The sequence below is a fragment of the Paraburkholderia sp. PAMB 6770 genome, from assembly GCF_057748135.1.
Genome location: NZ_CM173239.1, coordinates 118,244 through 134,426, shown reverse-complemented (window position 1 = coordinate 134,426; position 16,183 = coordinate 118,244). Strand labels below are relative to the sequence as shown.

The 16,183-nt window shown below is 67.6% G+C and carries 10 protein-coding genes; 6 read left to right on the top strand and 4 right to left on the bottom strand.

Annotated features, from left to right (window positions below; all coding sequences use genetic code 11):
- Positions 1-42: 42 nt before the first annotated feature.
- The 6 genes from AC3AP7_RS18160 to acnA all read left to right on the top strand — a co-directional run bounded on the left by AC3AP7_RS18160 (position 43) and on the right by acnA (position 8,017).
- Positions 43-1,059, top strand: a complete 1,017-nt coding sequence (locus AC3AP7_RS18160) for an HpcH/HpaI aldolase/citrate lyase family protein (protein ID WP_487363977.1) — start codon at positions 43-45, stop codon at positions 1,057-1,059.
- The gene (prpB, locus tag AC3AP7_RS18155; RefSeq protein ID WP_487363976.1) at positions 1,056-1,958 is read left to right on the top strand and encodes a methylisocitrate lyase; all 903 of its coding nucleotides are present in this window, start codon (positions 1,056-1,058) and stop codon (positions 1,956-1,958) included. The genes AC3AP7_RS18160 and prpB overlap by 4 nt, the downstream gene beginning before the upstream one ends.
- 25 nt (positions 1,959-1,983) lie before the next feature.
- Complete coding sequence (prpC, locus tag AC3AP7_RS18150; protein WP_487363975.1) at positions 1,984-3,165, top strand: bifunctional 2-methylcitrate synthase/citrate synthase; 1,182 nt, start codon at positions 1,984-1,986, stop codon at positions 3,163-3,165.
- A gap of 95 nt (positions 3,166-3,260) precedes the next feature.
- Positions 3,261-3,785 carry a hypothetical protein gene (locus AC3AP7_RS18145; RefSeq protein ID WP_487363974.1) on the top strand — a complete coding sequence of 175 codons (525 nt, stop codon included), beginning with the start codon at positions 3,261-3,263 and terminating at the stop codon, positions 3,783-3,785.
- 22 nt (positions 3,786-3,807) lie between these two features.
- Positions 3,808-5,259, top strand: a complete 1,452-nt coding sequence (locus AC3AP7_RS18140; protein WP_487363973.1) for a bifunctional 2-methylcitrate dehydratase/aconitate hydratase — start codon at positions 3,808-3,810, stop codon at positions 5,257-5,259.
- A gap of 40 nt (positions 5,260-5,299) precedes the next feature.
- Positions 5,300-8,017: an aconitate hydratase AcnA gene (gene acnA, locus AC3AP7_RS18135; protein WP_487363972.1), complete on the top strand. Its 2,718-nt coding sequence runs from the start codon at positions 5,300-5,302 to the stop codon at positions 8,015-8,017.
- Positions 8,018-8,114: 97 nt separating this feature from the next.
- Here the strand turns inward: acnA and AC3AP7_RS18130 are convergent, their stop codons facing one another.
- From AC3AP7_RS18130 to AC3AP7_RS18115, 4 genes are all read right to left on the bottom strand, one after another.
- On the bottom strand, positions 8,115-9,518 hold the full coding sequence (locus AC3AP7_RS18130; protein WP_487363971.1) for an Hpt domain-containing protein: 1,404 nt from the start codon (positions 9,516-9,518) through the stop codon (positions 8,115-8,117).
- 102 nt (positions 9,519-9,620) lie between these two features.
- A complete protein-coding gene (locus tag AC3AP7_RS18125; RefSeq protein WP_487363970.1) occupies positions 9,621-10,226 on the bottom strand; it encodes a response regulator in 606 nt (201 codons plus the stop codon).
- A gap of 305 nt (positions 10,227-10,531) precedes the next feature.
- On the bottom strand, positions 10,532-14,545 hold the full coding sequence (locus AC3AP7_RS18120; protein WP_487363969.1) for a DUF748 domain-containing protein: 4,014 nt from the start codon (positions 14,543-14,545) through the stop codon (positions 10,532-10,534).
- A gap of 115 nt (positions 14,546-14,660) precedes the next feature.
- The gene (locus tag AC3AP7_RS18115) at positions 14,661-16,103 is read right to left on the bottom strand and encodes a DUF1254 domain-containing protein (RefSeq protein ID WP_487363968.1); all 1,443 of its coding nucleotides are present in this window, start codon (positions 16,101-16,103) and stop codon (positions 14,661-14,663) included.
- Positions 16,104-16,183: the final 80 nt, after the last annotated feature.

The following is a 16,183-nucleotide window of genomic DNA, read 5'->3' as shown; positions in this document are numbered from 1 at the left end:
CATCAGAAACCTCAACGAGAACAGACGTCACTCACGCCCAAGATGCGCGCCCTGACACCCGCCGAAGTGCTGTTTGACGGCGAAGCGCCGCCCAAGGTGCTGCCTGCCTGCGATCACTACGCCGGCAGCGAGAAGCTGATGCTGAAATCGCTCGCGCTGCAGCACACGCTCGGCCCGGTGTTCGACATCACGCTCGACTGCGAGGACGGCGCCCAGGTCGGCCGCGAGGCGGAGCACGCGGAGCGGGTCGCGTCGCTGATCGGCGGCGAGCACGACCGCTTCGGCCGCGTCGGCGTGCGCATCCACGACTTCGGCCATCCGCACTGGCGCGACGACGTGCGCCTGATCCTGCGCGCCGCGCGGCGCGCGCCCGCGTTCATCATGCTGCCGAAGATCCGCAGCGTCGCCGACGCGGCCGCGATGTGCGCGTTCATCGAAGCCACTCGCCGCGAACTGGGCATCGCGCAGCCGGTGCCTGTGCATCTGCTCGTGGAGACGCACGGCGCGCTCGCACGCGCGTTCGATCTGGCCGCGTTGCCCGGCGTCGAATCGCTGAGCTTCGGCCTGATGGATTTCGTCTCCGCGCACGACGGCGCCATTCCCGACAGCGCGATGCGCTCGCCGGGCCAGTTCGATCATCCGCTCGTGCGGCGCGCGAGGCTCGAAATCGCCGCCGCCTGCCACGCGCACGGCAAAGTGCCGTCGCACAACGTCAGCACCGAAGTGCGCGACATGAGCGTCGTCGCGAGCGACGCGGCCCGCGCGCGCAACGAATTCGGCTACACGCGGATGTGGAGCATCCATCCGGCGCAGATTCCTGCGATCGTCGCCGCGTTCGCCCCGCGCGACGACGAAATCGTCACCGCCGCGGAGATCCTGCTCGCCGCCCAGTCCGCGCAATGGGGTCCGACGCGCCATCGCGACACGCTGCACGATCGCGCGAGCTATCGCTACTACTGGTCGGTGCTGCGCCGTGCCCGCTCGACCGGGCGCGCCGTGCCGGCCGAAGCCGCGCCGCTGTTCGGCGGCGCAGCATCCTTCACGGAGCCGCAGCCATGAGCCTCGCCACGCCGTCCTCGAACCTCACGCCCGGCGCCGCCTTTCGCGCCGCCGTGGCCACCGGGAAGCCGCTGCAGGTGGTCGGCGCCATCAACGCCAATCACGCGCTGCTCGCGCAACGGGCGGGCTTCAAGGCGATCTACGTATCCGGCGGCGGGGTCGCGGCCGGCTCGCTCGGCCTGCCCGACCTCGGCATCTCGACGCTCGACGACGTCCTGACCGACGTGCGCCGCATCACCGACGTCTGCGATCTGCCGCTGCTCGTCGACGTCGATACCGGCTTCGGGCCGTCGGCGTTCAACATCGCGCGCACGGTGAAGTCGCTGATCAAGGCCGGCGCGGGCGCGATGCACATCGAGGACCAGGTCGGCGCGAAACGCTGCGGGCATCGCCCGGGCAAGGCGATCGTGTCGCTCGACGAGATGGTCGACCGCATCAAGGCCGCCGTCGATGCGCGTACCGACCCGGATTTCGTCGTCATGGCGCGCACCGACGCGCTGGCCGTCGAAGGCCTCGCGACCGCGATCGACCGCGCGGCCGCCTGTGTCGAAGCCGGCGCGGACATGATCTTCCCGGAAGCGATAACCGAACTCGGCATGTACCGGCAGTTCGCGCAGGCCGTGAAGGTGCCGGTGCTCGCGAATATCACCGAATTCGGCGCAACGCCGCTCTTCACCGTCGAAGAACTGCGCGGCGCCGACGTGTCGCTGGTGCTCTATCCGCTCTCGGCGTTCCGCGCGATGAACAAGGCCGCCGAAAACGTGTACACCGCGATTCACCGCGACGGCACGCAGCAGGCGGTGGTCGACACGATGCAAACCCGCGCCGAGCTGTACGAGCGCATCGGCTATTACGCTTACGAGCAGAAACTCGACACGCTGTTCAACCAGAAGAAGTGAGCAGGTCTCAAGGAGAGTGCCGGAGATGAGCGAAAAAACCCCAGGCGCACAAGGCGAAAGCCCGGCCCCGGCCGCGTTCAAACCGAAGAAATCCGTCGCGCTGTCGGGCGTGACGGCGGGCAACACCGCGCTGTGCACGGTCGGGCGCACCGGCAACGACCTGCACTACCGCGGCTACGACATCCTCGACATCGCCGGCAGTTGCGAGTTCGAGGAGATCGCCCACCTGCTCGTGCACGAAAAGCTCCCCAACGCCGCCGAACTCGCCGCCTACAAGACGAAACTGAAGGCGCTGCGCGGCCTGCCCGCGAACCTGAAGGCCGCCCTCGAATGGCTGCCCGCCTCCGCCCATCCGATGGACGTGATGCGCACCGGCGTGTCCGTGCTCGGCGCCGTGCTGCCCGAGAAGGACGACCACGGCACGCCCGGCGCGCGCGACATCGCCGATCGCCTGATGGCCTCGCTCGGCTCGATGCTGCTCTACTGGTACCACTACGCGTACAACGGCCGGCGCATCGAGGTCGAGACCGACGACGACTCGATCGGCGGCCACTTCCTGCATCTGCTGCACGGCAGTGAGCCGCGCCGCGCGTGGGTGCAGGCGATGCACACGTCGCTGAACCTGTACGCGGAGCACGAGTTCAACGCCTCGACCTTCACCGCGCGCGTGATCGCCGGCACCGGCTCGGACCTCTACTCGGCGCTCGCCGGCGCGATCGGCGCGCTGCGCGGGCCGAAGCACGGCGGCGCCAACGAGGTGGCCTTCGAGGTGCAGTCGCGCTACGCGAGCCCCGACGAGGCCGAGGCGGACATCCGCCGGCGCGTGGAGAACCGCGAGGTGGTGATCGGCTTCGGCCACCCGGTGTACACGATCGCCGACCCGCGCAACAAGGTGATCAAGGAAGTGGCGCGCACGCTGTCGAAGGAGGCGGGCAACCCGAAGCTGTTCGCGATCGCCGAGCGGCTCGAAACGGTAATGGGGGACATCAAGAAGATGTTCCCGAACCTGGACTGGTTCAGCGCGGTGTCGTATCACATGATGGGCGTGCCGACCGCGATGTTCACGCCGCTGTTCGTGATCGCGCGCACCGCCGGCTGGAGCGCCCACGTGATCGAGCAGCGCATCGACAACAAGATCATCCGCCCGAGCGCGCATTACACGGGCCCGGAGAATCTGAAATTCGTGCCGCTAAATAGGAGAAAATAGCGTCCGCTGTGCGCTTCTGGAGCGCGTGGCCCGGACCGGCAGCGCCGCCACGCAGCCGCGCACTCCCCACCCGACTTTGAAAGGAAGGTTTTTTCATGAAGAAACTGCTGATCGCCGCCGCAGTCGGCGCTCTGTCCACCACGATGGTGGCCGCCAACGCCGCCGAGCCGTCGACGACGACCACCACCACCCACCACAAGACCGAGCACCATCACGTCGTGAAGAAGGCGCGCTCGCCGGAGCCGCGCCGCCTGATCAGGCGCAAGCCGAATCCGAAGAAGGAAGCGCGGGTGGACCCGGTGCCGGTCGGCTCGGTCAAGTGGACCTGTGACGACGGGCTGTCCTTCGACCTGAAGGGCGACATGAAGCGCGATCAGATCGTCACCGTCCACTGGAACAACAAGAACTACAACCTGCCGCGCGAAACGACCACGACGGGTGCGGACCGCTTCCACGATCCGGCTTCCGGCCTCGACCTCGTCGTGATCCCGACCAAGGCGATGCTGCTGTCGGACGCGGACGATTCGCGTCTGGCCGACGAGTGCAAGACTGCCGAAATGATGGAGGGCGCGCCGGCGCCGACGCAGTCGAATGCGCTGATCAAGAATCCGAAGAACTAAGGCTGCGACAAGGAAGCACACGATGTCCGCTCAGTCATCCAACGTACGGCCCGCCCCGGACAAGGTCCTGGTCGATATCGCCGGTTACGCGCTGGATTTCCCGGTTTCCGGCGCGCTCGCGCTGGAAACCGCGCGCCACTGTCTGATCGACACGCTCGGCTGCGGACTCGAAGCGCTCACCTATCCGGCGTGCACGAAGCTGATGGGGCCGGTCGTGCCGGGCACGATCGTGCCGCACGGCGCGCGCGTGCCCGGCACGCCCTTCCAGCTGGATCCGGTCCAGGCCGCCTTCAACATCGGCACGATGATCCGCTGGCTGGACTTCAACGACACCTGGCTCGCCGCCGAATGGGGACATCCGTCCGACAATCTCGGCGGCATCCTTGCCACCGCCGACTGGCTTTCGCGCACCGCCCTCGCGTCCGGCAAGGCGCCGCTCACGATGAAAGACGTGCTCGTCGGCATGGTGAAGGCGCACGAAATCCAGGGCTGCCTCGCGCTCGAAAATTCGTTCAACCGGGTCGGGCTCGACCACGTGCTGCTCGTGAAGGTCGCATCGACCGCGGTGGTGGGCACGCTGCTCGGCCTCACGCGCGACGAGCTGATCAACGCGGTCTCGCAGGCGTTCGTCGACGGCCAGGCGCTGCGCACATATCGCCATGCACCGAACACCGGGTCGCGCAAGTCGTGGGCCGCGGGCGACGCGACCTCGCGCGCGGTGCGCCTCGCGCTGATTTCGAAAACCGGCGAAATGGGCTATCCGTCGGCGCTGACGGCCCCGACCTGGGGTTTCTACGACGTCCTCTTCAAGGGCAACCCGTTCCGCTTCCAGCGCCCTTACGGCTCGTACGTGATGGAAAACGTGCTGTTCAAGATCGCGTATCCGGCCGAATTCCACGCACAGACGGCCGTCGAGGCCGCCATGACGCTGCATGCGCAACTGCGCGCCGCGGGCCGCGACGTGGCCGACATCGCGAAGATCACGATCCGCACGCACGAAGCCGCGCGGCGCATCATCGACAAGCAGGGGCCGCTCGACAATCCGGCCGACCGCGACCACTGCATCCAGTACATGGTGGCGGTGCCGCTCGTGTTCGGCAGGCTCACCGCGGCCGACTACGAAGCGGCCGTGGCGCGGGATCCGCGCATCGACGCGCTGCGCGCGAAGACGGTCTGCGTCGAGGACCCGCAATTCACGCAGGATTACCACGATCCGGAGAAGCGTTCGATCGCCAATGCGCTGACGATCGAATTCGACGACGGATCGGCACTCGACGAGGTCATCGTCGAATACCCGATCGGACACAAGCGCCGCCGTGCAGACGGCATCCCGCTGCTGCTCGAGAAGTTCCGCACCAACCTCGCGCGCAAGTTTCCGGTCAAGCAGCAACAGGCGATTCTCGACGTCTCGCTGGATCAGGCACGGCTCGAAGCCATGCCCGTGCACGAGTACGTCGATCTCTACGTCATCTAGTTCAGACCTGTAGTTCCGCGATCAATCCAAGGAAAACACCATGGCCCACAACCTCCACAAAACGCTCAAGGAATTCGACAGCGGTTCCGGCAAAGGCAAGTTCTACTCGCTGCCGCAGCTCGGCAAGGCACTGAACGTCAAGATCGACCGTCTGCCGGTGTCGATCCGCGTCGTGCTGGAGTCGGTGCTGCGCAATTACGACGGCAAGAAGATCGCCGAGGAACACATCACGCAACTGGCGAACTGGAAGCCGACCGCCTCGCGCGTCGACGAGATTCCGTTCGTCGTGTCGCGCGTCGTGCTGCAGGACTTCACCGGCGTGCCGCTGCTCGCCGACATCGCCGCGATGCGCGGCGTCGCGCAGCGCGCGGGCAAGAATCCGAAGTCGATCGAGCCGCTGGTGCCGGTCGACCTGGTCGTCGACCACTCGGTGCAGATCGACTACTTCCGCCAGAAGGACGCGCTCGATCTGAACATGAAGCTGGAATTCCAGCGCAATAACGAGCGCTACCAGTTCATGAAGTGGGGCATGCAGGCGTTCGATACGTTCAAGGTCGTGCCGCCGGGTGTCGGCATCGTGCACCAGGTGAACCTCGAATATCTCGCGCGCGGCGTGCACAAGAAGACGGACGGCGACGGCACCGTCTACTATCCGGACACGCTGGTCGGCACCGACAGCCACACGACGATGATCAACGGCATCGGCGTGGTGGGCTGGGGCGTGGGCGGCATCGAAGCGGAAGCGGGCATGCTCGGCCAGCCGGTGTACTTCCTGACGCCGGACGTGGTCGGCGTCGAGCTGACCGGCAAGCTGCGCGAAGGCGTCACCGCCACCGACCTCGTGCTGACCGTCACCGAACTGCTGCGCAAGGAGAAGGTGGTCGGCAAGTTCGTCGAGTTCTTCGGCGAAGGCACGAAGTCGCTGTCGCTGCCGGACCGCGCGACCATCGGCAACATGGCGCCGGAATACGGCGCGACGATGGGCTTCTTCCCGGTCGACGAAAAGACCATCGACTACTTCAAGGGCACCGGCCGCACCGACGCGGAAATCGCCGCGTTCGAAAACTACTTCAAGGCACAAGGCCTGTTCGGCATTCCGAAGAGCGGCGAGATCGACTACACGAAGGTCGTCAAGCTCGATCTCGGCACGGTAGCGCCGTCGCTCGCAGGTCCGAAGCGTCCGCAGGACCGCATCGAAATCGGTCACGTGAAGTCGACCTTCACCGAGCTGTTCTCGAAGCCGGTGGCCGAAAACGGCTTTGCGAAGAAGGCCGCCGACCTCGACGCGACGTACACGACCTCGAACGACGTGAACGTGAAGAACGGCGACATCCTGATCGCCGCGATCACGTCGTGCACGAACACGTCGAACCCGAGCGTGCTGCTCGCGGCCGGCCTGCTCGCGAAGAAGGCGGTCGAAGCGGGCCTGACGGTGGCGCCGCACATCAAGACCTCGCTCGCGCCGGGATCACGCATCGTCACCGAGTACCTGACGAAGACCGGCCTGCTGCCGTACCTGTCGAAGCTCGGCTTCGAGCTGGCGGCTTACGGCTGCACGACCTGTATCGGCAACGCGGGCGATCTGACGCCGCAGCTGAACGAGGCGATCACGAAACACGACATCGTCGCGGCAGCCGTGCTGTCGGGCAACCGTAACTTCGAAGCGCGCATCCACCCGAACATCCGCGCGAACTTCCTCGCGTCGCCGCCGCTCGTCGTCGCATACGCGATCGCCGGCAACATCACGCGCGACCTGATGACCGAACCGGTCGGCAAGGGCAAGGGCGGCAAGGACATCTACCTGGGCGACATCTGGCCGACCAGCGAGGAAGTCAACGCGCTGCTCAAGTTCGCGCTCGACGCCGACGCGTTCCAGAAAAACTACGCGCACCTCACGAAGAAGGGCGACCTGTGGAGCAAGATCGAGGGCGAGGAAGGCCAGGTCTACGACTGGCCGAAGTCGACCTATATCGCGGAGCCGCCGTTCTTCGGCAAGGACTTCTCGATGCAGCCGGCCGCCAGCATCGCCGCGGTGAAACATGCACGCGCGCTCGGCATCTTCGGCGACTCGGTGACGACCGACCACATCAGCCCGGCGGGCTCGATCAAGGAAGACTCGCCGGCCGGCAAGTGGCTGAAGGCGAACGGCGTGCAGAAGGCCGACTTCAACAGCTATGGCTCGCGCCGCGGCAACCATGACGTGATGATGCGCGGCACGTTCGCCAACGTCCGGATCAAGAACCTGATGATCCCCGCGAAGGCCGACGGCACGCGCGTCGAAGGCGGCCTGACGATTCACCAGCCGAGCGGCGAACAGATGTCGATTTACGACGCCGCGATGAAGTACATCGACGCCGATACGCCGACCGTCGTGTTCGCAGGCGAGGAGTACGGCACGGGTTCGTCGCGTGACTGGGCGGCCAAGGGCACGCAACTGCTCGGCGTGAAAGCGGTCGTCGCGCGCAGCTTCGAGCGGATCCACCGTTCGAACCTGGTCGGCATGGGCGTGCTGCCGCTGCAGTTCAAGGGCTCGGACAGCATCCAGTCGCTCGGCATCACCGGCGAAGAAACGTACGATGTCGAAGGCCTTGGCGACGACTTCAAGCCGCAGCAGGAAGTCACGCTGGTGATCCGCAGCAAGGACGGCAAGGAGAAGCGCGTGCCGGTGCTGCTGCGCATCGACACGCCGATCGAAGTGGACTACTACAAGCACGGCGGGATTCTGCCGTTCGTGCTGCGTTCGCTGCTCGCGGCCTGACGCACACGTCCCGCGCCTGCCTGGCAGGCGCGGCGCTCCCGGCGGGAGCGCCGCGAACCGGAAAGCCCGACGGATCGTCCGTCGGGCTTTTTTACTTTTATCCCGGGCGCACGTCGCCGGCGTTCTGTCGTGCGCCCTGTCGCGTGTCGAGTTGCGTGATCAGCCACTCGATGCGCTGCACGAACGTGTCGAGCAGTTGCGCCTCAGGTGCGTCCGCTGCGGCGCTCGCCTGCCGCAGCGCGTCCGTCAGCCCATGCGCGCCAACCAGCCCCACCGCGCCGCTCAGCCGATGCAGCAACGCACGGACAGCGTCGGCATCGCCGTGCTCGCGCAAGCGCCTCAACTGCGCCAGATCGTCCTGCATCGACGCTCGCCAGCGCCCCAGGAATGCCGGCAGATCGATGCCCTCCTCCGATAGCGCGTCGAGATAGCGCCGGTCATACGCATCGGGCGCACCGTTTCGATCGTCGCCTGCGTGCATGTCCTCCCCGGCCGCCCCGGTGCCGTCGGGTTCGCGGGACGCCGATGCATGCCCGATCGGAAACGCCGCGCTGAACGTCACGCACGGACGGTTGTCGCCCTCCTGGCCGACCGCGAACTCGCCCTGCATCAGCTCCGCGAGGCGCCGATACAGCGCGAACGCCGCGTCGTCGAGCGGGCCGGCTCCGCGCATCGTCGGGCCGGATGTGTGCCGCGCATCCGCGTCCGCGTCCGCGTGCGCAGCACGCGCCTGCAGGCGCGCGCGGGCATGGCTCACGCTGATGAAGATCCGCTGCGAACCGGCGTTCAGCCCCTCCGCATGCGCGAGCACGGTCACGGCCCCGCGCTCGGCCGCCGCCACCGCGCGGCTCGCGAGACCGTAGACGACCTGTCCGAGCCGCGCACGATCGGCGACCACCTGCTCGGCCAGCGTCGCGTCGATATGCACGTTCAGACGCACGCCCTTTTGCGCGGCAGCGGGTTCGAGCAACGCGGCCACTCCCTCGATGAGCGCACGCAGATCGAACGTGTCCTCGTCGAGGACGACCGGCGGCGGCGGATGAGACAGCGTCGCGAGCAAGGCGTCGAGCACGTGCGCGCACGTGCCGGCCGCCGACTGGACGTGTCTGAGCCGCGCCTGTTCGCGCGCCGGCGCGCAGGCGGCATCGAGCGAGCCGACTAGCGCGGCCAGCGCCGCCAGCGGCCCCGCGGCAAACGCGTGCATCTCGCCGACGAGCCGCGCGCGCTCCCGCTCGAACGCGTGCGCGGCCTGCGCGGCATCGGAACCGCGTGCGGCGCACGCCCGCACCTCGGCCTCGCGGCTATGCTGCTGCGCGTCGCGACACTGCGCAAGACGGCGATGCGCCCGATACCAGCCCGCCAGCGACAGCAACGTCAGCAGAGCAAGCGGTACGCCGACCGCCGACATCGCCGACACCTGCGCCGGCGGCCCGGCGTGCGCCGCCGGCGACAGACAGCACAGCCCGGCAAACGCCAGCACGCCGCCCGCGAGCGTCGCCACGCGGATCGCACCGGCACGCCCCGCAGAACACACACCGCGCGTGCGATACGCGGTGCGTAAGGATCCCCCCGCCTGACCTGTCATGTTCGCTCCCGGACTGGATCAATCGATCAGCTTTTGCAACGACGCGAACTCGATCATCGCCGCCAGCGAGCCGAGGCCGAGCTTTTCCTGAATGCGGCTCTTGTATGTGCTGACGGTCTTGTCGCTCAGAAACAGCCGTGTCGCAATGTCCTTGTTGCTGACGCCGCGCGCGAGATAGCGCAGCACCTCGACCTCGCGCGGCGACAGCAGGTTCAGGCCGCCCTCGCGCGCGGTCGCGGTTTCGGCGGGGAAGCAGTCGTAGCCGAACATGACGGTCTTCACGGCGGTCACCAGTTCGCCGATTTCCTTGCCCTTGCTCACGTACCCGTTGGCGCCCGCGAGCCGCGTATGACTGGCCATCACCTGCTCGGGCTTTGCCGAGAGCACCAGAATGCGGATCTTGTCGTTGCCGGCGCGGATGCGCCGGATCATCGACAGCCCGTCGAGCCGCGGCAGATCGAGATCGAGAATCAGCAGATCCGGATGCTCCGACAACACGCGCTCCAGTCCTTCCTCGCCATCTCCGCAGCCGGCCAGAACGTCGAACGCCTTATCCGCGCACAGGACGTCGGCGATGGCGCCACGCATCATCGGGTGGTCGTCGATGATCAGGACTTTTTTCATGTATTGCTCCATTTCGTTATTGGCCGAATGATGAACAAGCGCCGCACCGCCCGGCGTCTGTCATGCACGAAGTGGCATTCAGACGCATAACGGCGAACTTGTACATCCGACAAATCCGAAATGATTCGAGAATGTGACTGTCAGCGCCCGGCGCGGACATGCCGCAGCCCCCCGGTTGCTCACGTATCTCCAGCGACAATGCCTGGCATACCTGATCAATCAGGTGCCGCCACACGTGGCCCGGCACGGCCCGGCGGCCGGCCGGAGCGGCCCCGGGAGGCGCGGGGAGGCGCCGGGACGCCCCGTCAGTGCAGCCCGAAATCGACCCGGGTCGTCGCGCCTTTGTCCTTGATGCCCTTCGCATCGAGCTTCGGCGCCACGATGAAGATCCGGCTACTGTCGATCTTGCCGGCGAGATACTGCTGCACGCTCTGCGCGCGCTGTTGCGCGAGCGTGCGCAGGCTGCCTTCGTCGATCGGCGCGTGGTCGGCCAGCGCGCGCTTCATGTCGTCCGCAGGCAGCGTTTTCGTGAAGCCGAGAAAATTGTGCGGCTTCTTGAAGCTCGCGTCCTTGTAGGCGCGGGTCAGATACTTGTCGTACTCCTGCGGCTCGACGGTGATCTTCGACAGGTCGACGCTTTCGCCATTGCCGACCACGGATCGGATCTTCTGCTGCCTGACCAGCCGCTCGACGTAGGCCGTGCGCAGCGCGGGCGTATCGACGGCCGGATCGGCGCGTCCGGTCAGGTCGATACGGACCGACGGCTTGTCGGCGAGCGCCTTGGCGATCGTGTCGAGCTTCTTTTGCGCCGCGTCGGAAAGCGCGGCGGAACCGGGCGCAAACGTCACGTAGTCCATTTGCTCGGCATTGCCGCCGAACGCGTCGGCCAGCAGCGAGAACGGCGCCGTCACCGCCTTTTCGAGCAGATTCAGCACCGCATGCCAGATCAGGCCGCCGAGACTGAACTCGGGGTTCGACAGCGAGCCGGACACCGGGATGTTCACGTCGATCTCGCCGCGCGAATTCTTCAGCAGCGCGATCGCGAGACGCACCGGCAGCCGGGTGGCGGTCGTATTGTCGACGTGGTCGCCGAACGTCAGCTGATCGATGAACACGTGGTTGTTCGCGCTCAGCAGGTCGTTGTCGAGCTTGTAGTGCAGATCGACGTTCAGCTTGCCTTTCGTGATCGGATAGCCCGCGTATTTGGTCGAATACGGCGACAGATTGGTCAGCTCGATGTCGTGCGCGGTGGCCGTGATGTCGAGCGCCGGCTTCGGGATCAGCGGGTTCACGGTGCCCTGGATCGAGATCGGCCCGTTCGCCGCGAGACTGGCTTCGATGTCGACCGGTGCGGGCGTCGTGGACTGCGTGCCGAACGCACCCACCGATCCGTGAATCGCCACGAGGTTGGCCGAGTAGTTCGGCTTGATGAAATTGTCGGTGTAATTCACATGCCCCTGCTGCAGCACCAGCTCGCCGAAATGCAGCTTCACCGGGCTTGCCGGCGCGGCGGCGGCTTCGGCGGCTACCGCCCCGCTCGCGGGCACCGCTGCCGGTGCCGGCGCCGACGCGGACGCCGCCGCCGCCGGCACCGCGGACCCGGCGTGCGGGGCCGACGCCGCCCCGGGCGAGAGCGGCACCGGCTCGTTCGTGCCCGCGCTTCGCGTGAGCGACTCCGGCGTGCTGCCTTCGTGCACGACGATATCCGACAGGTTCAGTTTGCCCTGCGGATTCAGGATCACGCGGCCATAGAAGTTCGAAAAGCTCACACGCGCCGCATCGACATCGGTGCCTTGCGCGTCATAGCGCGCCTTCAGGTTCGTCAACGCGAGCGATCCCCAGCCGGCCAGCGGATCGGACGTGAGCTTGTCGAGCATGCGCACGTCGACGAGCGCCGCATTGCCGCGATACGACGCGCTCAGCGCACCGGAATCCCTGGCGGCGTGCGCCTCCTTTTGTGCCTCGGCGACCGCGAGTTCGCCGTCCATGTTCAGCAGCGCGCTCGCGATCGTCACGTTGAGCCGTCCGCCGAAGTACGGTTCGAAAGCCGCGGCGTCGAGCCGCTGTGCATCGACCTTCAGCGCGAGCTTCAGCGGCTGCGCCGTGACGTCGCCGCGCAGCGCGAGCGTGCCCTTGCGGTTGACCGTTGCGCGCAGCTCGACCGGCAGCGCCTGAGCGAAATTGTCGCTGACGTGCTCGACCTTCAGCTGCAGCGGATCGATGCTCAGCTTGACCGGACGCGCCGGCACGTCGTCGGTGAAATGCGCGGCCGAATCCTGCACGCTCACTTCGTCGATCGTGTAATGCCATCCCGGCGCGGATGCCGGTGCGTGCGCGTCGCTCGCCGGATGCGTGGCGGCGCGCGGCCGCGGGTGCGGCGGGGCGGACTCGCCGTGCTGTGCGGGCGGCGCGGCGAGTCCGGCGAGATCGATCCGGCCGTCCTTCAGGCGCTGCGCGTCGATCACGAGGCCGGTCGCGTCGATGCCGGCAATCTGCGCAACGTGGGCGGCAACATCGACCTGCTTGACCTTCACGTCGCCGTGCGCGAGCGCGAGCGCGGTGTCGTGGCTGCCGCGCAGCGCGATCTTCAGCGACTGCAGGTCGAGCCGGCTCTCGCCGAGCGTGATCTGCGCAGGCGATTTCGCCCAGTCCGCGTTGACGTTCGCGTCGACGGACAACGCGCCGTCGGTCACCTGAGCGGCCGTGACGCCGTCCAGATAGGGCTGCAGGAACGGCAGCGACAGCGACTTCAACGCGAGCCGCGCATCCGCGCGCCTGGCGGCCAGCCCGAATGTGCCGGTCGCGTCGAGCGTGCCCGGATTGCCGCTCAAGCCGGTGCTCAGCGTGTAGTGCGCGGGCGCCGCTGCCCGCGTCGAGAAGCCGGTGAGCGATATCGCGAGATGCGCGAGGCCGAGCGCGACCGGATGGGCAACCGAGTTGTCCTGAACGTCGAGCGTGCCGTCCTCAAGCGTGAAGTGCCCGATGGCGAGATCGAGCGGCGACGCCGAGGCCGGTGCGGACGCCGTCGAGGCGGGCGCCGAGGCTGCCGAGGCCGCGGAGGCCGCCGATGCCGAGACGGCCGGTCCGGCGACCGCAGCCGCGGACGCGGCCGGCACGGAAGCCGGCGCGCTCGCCGAAGCAGCCGCGTTCGCCGACGCAGCCGCGCTCGCCGGCGCAGCCGCGCTCGCCGACGCAGCCGTGCCCGCCGAAGCAGCCGCGCTCGCCGGCGCCGGCGCAGCCGTGTCGGCCGGCGCACCGGCGAACGTGCGCAGGATGCTCAACGTGCCGTCCTTCTCGCGCGTGAGATCGACACGCGGCGTATCGAGCGTAATCTGGTCGAAGTGATAGATGCGCTTCAGCGGTTCGAGCGTCGCCGCAGCCACGTGCAGCCCGCGCGCGGCGAAGAACGGCTGATGGTTGCCGTCCAGCACGTTCACGTCCTTCAGATCGAGCGTGCCCGACACGCGCAGCGACGGCGTATCCCCCGCCATCACGAAGCTGATTTGCAGCGCGGTCGACAGCTTGCCGGACTGTACCGTCACCGGCAGCTTTTGCGGCGCATACGACAGCAGACGCGGCACGTCGAGACCGTCGAAACGCAGCGACAGGTCGGACTCGCGCGACGCCGCAAACGGCTTGGTCTTGCCGTCGAGCGAGAAAGCGCTGCCGTCGATGCGACCGCGCAGCAGCGGCTGAACGAAGATGTCGGTCTTCGACGGCAGCGTCGCGATGAACGGCACACCGAGCTGCCATTGATCGATCACGTGCCTGACGCCGAGCAGGCGGTCGTCGAACGTGATCTCGCCGTTCTCGACATGAATGTTCGACACGGAAAACAGCGTCGGCTTGCCGGCCGGCCTGGCGGGCTGTTTCGCGAACTTCGCGATCAGGTCCGAGAAGTTGAAGCGCTGCGCGTCGTAACGAATCAGGTGGATGCGCGGCGAATCGATGCGCAGTTCGTCGACAATCGGCGCCGCATGCAGCAGCGACGCCCACGACGCCTTCACGACGAGCCGCGCGATGTCGACGAAATCGCCCTGCCCGCCGCGCTCGCCGATATGGATGCGATCCGCTTCGAGCCGCAGCGTATAAGGATTGAATGCGATCCGGCCGATGCTCGCGGGACGGTCGAGCTGTGCGCTCAATTGCGTCTGCGCAATGTGCCGCACCAGAGGCGGCGCGGCAAAAAAGCCGAGCAGGCCGAACACGACGACAAAGATCAGCAGGCCGATGCCGATGCGCCGTGTGCGGCGCCCCTGCGCAATCTTGCGCAGTGCCTGCAGGGAAGAAACGAGCGTTGCCTTGTCGATGCTGGCCATGCCGGGTCGGTCGGGAAGACGGCGCCGCGCGCGCCGCCATTTCAGTGTGATGCCTCGCGCCAGTATAAGTCGCAACGCGTGACCCGCATAGGAAGGCGGCGCGTGGGCCGCCCCCTCACCGGTGCACGACCGCCGGCGGCGCCCAGCTGCCGTCGCTTGCTGCGGGCTTCGGCGCATACAGGCGCAGCACCAGCTGGAAGCCGCCATGCGGCGCCGGCAGCCAGTTCGCCGCGCGCACGCGCCGCGCCGACACGACGATGTCGACGGAGCCGTTGCGGTTGCGGCGCAGGCCGTCGCGGTCGCCGACTGCGAAGCGCCCGTGCGCGTCCTCGGCGAGCGCGCCGTCGCGCGTGTATGCGCTCAGCGACCAGAAAGCGCGCACCGGCGGCAACTGGTTCGATGCAAAATGAATCACATAGCGATTCGCGCCGTCGAGCGGATGACCGTCGCTGTCCTCGCTGACCGTCGCGCGAACCTCGTCCGTTTTCGTGCCGATGCCGGGCGCCACATACGCCGCATAGGCGCGCAGTCCGTAATCGACACCGTAATGGCCGACGTCGTCGCCGAACCAGCTCCAGCCGTTCGCGCTCAGCAGATTCGACGGCGGCGTCGCCACGCGGCTGCGGCCATCGGCAAGCCCGGCGGCAATCGCCTGCGCGGCATCCGTGGGCAACTGCGCGGGCGCCCCCGGCTTGACGCCGAGATCCGCGAGAATCTTCAGCGCGTGCGGATCGGACGGCGCCGGCGGATTGTCCTGCAGCGCCTGCGCGAGATGGTCGAAGAATCCCTGCGCGCCGAGCGCCGACACCTCGGCAGCCGGCGTATCGGCCGCCGTCAGCGGCAACGGCGGCGTGTCGTCCTGCCGCGGCGCCCGGTCATCCGCGCCGGCGGCGTTGTCCGCATCGCGGCCGCCGTCGTAGACGCTGAGCGGCACCAGATGGATGCGGTGCTGCAATGCATGCACCGCGCGCAGGTCGCGCCCGCCGCGCGTCGCGATGCGCACCGTGATCCAGGCATTGCGGGTCGGCACGTCGACGCGCCTGACATCCGCCGGCAGGTCCCCCTGCCAGCCCGGTCCCACGAATGCGATCGCCTGCGCCTTGATGCCGCTCACGCGGCCGGTTCCGGGCTCGATGCTCGACCAGACCACATTGGTCCACATGTCGAGCGCCCGCGCATCGACGTAGCGGCCGCGCGAATCCGGCAGCGCCAGCACGAGCGGCTCGGCGGCAAGGTCGAGCCACGCGCTCGAATCGAGCGTATCGACGTCGGGCGTCGGCGGATTCGCCGCGCCGACCGGCGGCAGCGCCTGCGCGTTGCGCAGCGTGTTGAGCGGCGCCTCGCCGGGACCGTCGCCGACCGCGTCGTCGCGCGCGATGCTCATCAGCACCAGCGGATAGCCGAACACGTAGGAATCGGACACTTCGTCCTTGATCCAGCCGGTCGGCTTCGGCGCGACGAGTTGCGGCGGCGACGCACAGCCGGCAAGGAAAGCGAAAGCGGCGAGCGCCATGCCGGCCCGGCCCATGAAATACGGTGCTTGACGGGTTTTTATCATTCTTTCCAATCGCAGAACGTGCGGTCCTGGGACGGCCACGCCGCGGCGCCGGCCGCCCCGGCGGCCGCAGGGCCTGCAAG

What these genes read in the sequence shown, in the direction of transcription:
- AC3AP7_RS18160 (WP_487363977.1), top strand. Translation starts at nt 43, where the DNA reads ATGCGCGCCCTGACACCCGCCGAAGTGCTGTTTGACGGCGAAGCGCCG.
- prpB (WP_487363976.1), top strand. Translation starts at nt 1,056, where the DNA reads ATGAGCCTCGCCACGCCGTCCTCGAACCTCACGCCCGGCGCCGCCTTT.
- prpC (WP_487363975.1), top strand. Translation starts at nt 1,984, where the DNA reads ATGAGCGAAAAAACCCCAGGCGCACAAGGCGAAAGCCCGGCCCCGGCC.
- AC3AP7_RS18145 (WP_487363974.1), top strand. Translation starts at nt 3,261, where the DNA reads ATGAAGAAACTGCTGATCGCCGCCGCAGTCGGCGCTCTGTCCACCACG.
- AC3AP7_RS18140 (WP_487363973.1), top strand. Translation starts at nt 3,808, where the DNA reads ATGTCCGCTCAGTCATCCAACGTACGGCCCGCCCCGGACAAGGTCCTG.
- acnA (WP_487363972.1), top strand. Translation starts at nt 5,300, where the DNA reads ATGGCCCACAACCTCCACAAAACGCTCAAGGAATTCGACAGCGGTTCC.
- AC3AP7_RS18125 (WP_487363970.1), bottom strand. Translation starts at nt 10,226, where the DNA reads ATGAAAAAAGTCCTGATCATCGACGACCACCCGATGATGCGTGGCGCC.
- AC3AP7_RS18120 (WP_487363969.1), bottom strand. Translation starts at nt 14,545, where the DNA reads ATGGCCAGCATCGACAAGGCAACGCTCGTTTCTTCCCTGCAGGCACTG.
- AC3AP7_RS18115 (WP_487363968.1), bottom strand. Translation starts at nt 16,103, where the DNA reads ATGATAAAAACCCGTCAAGCACCGTATTTCATGGGCCGGGCCGGCATG.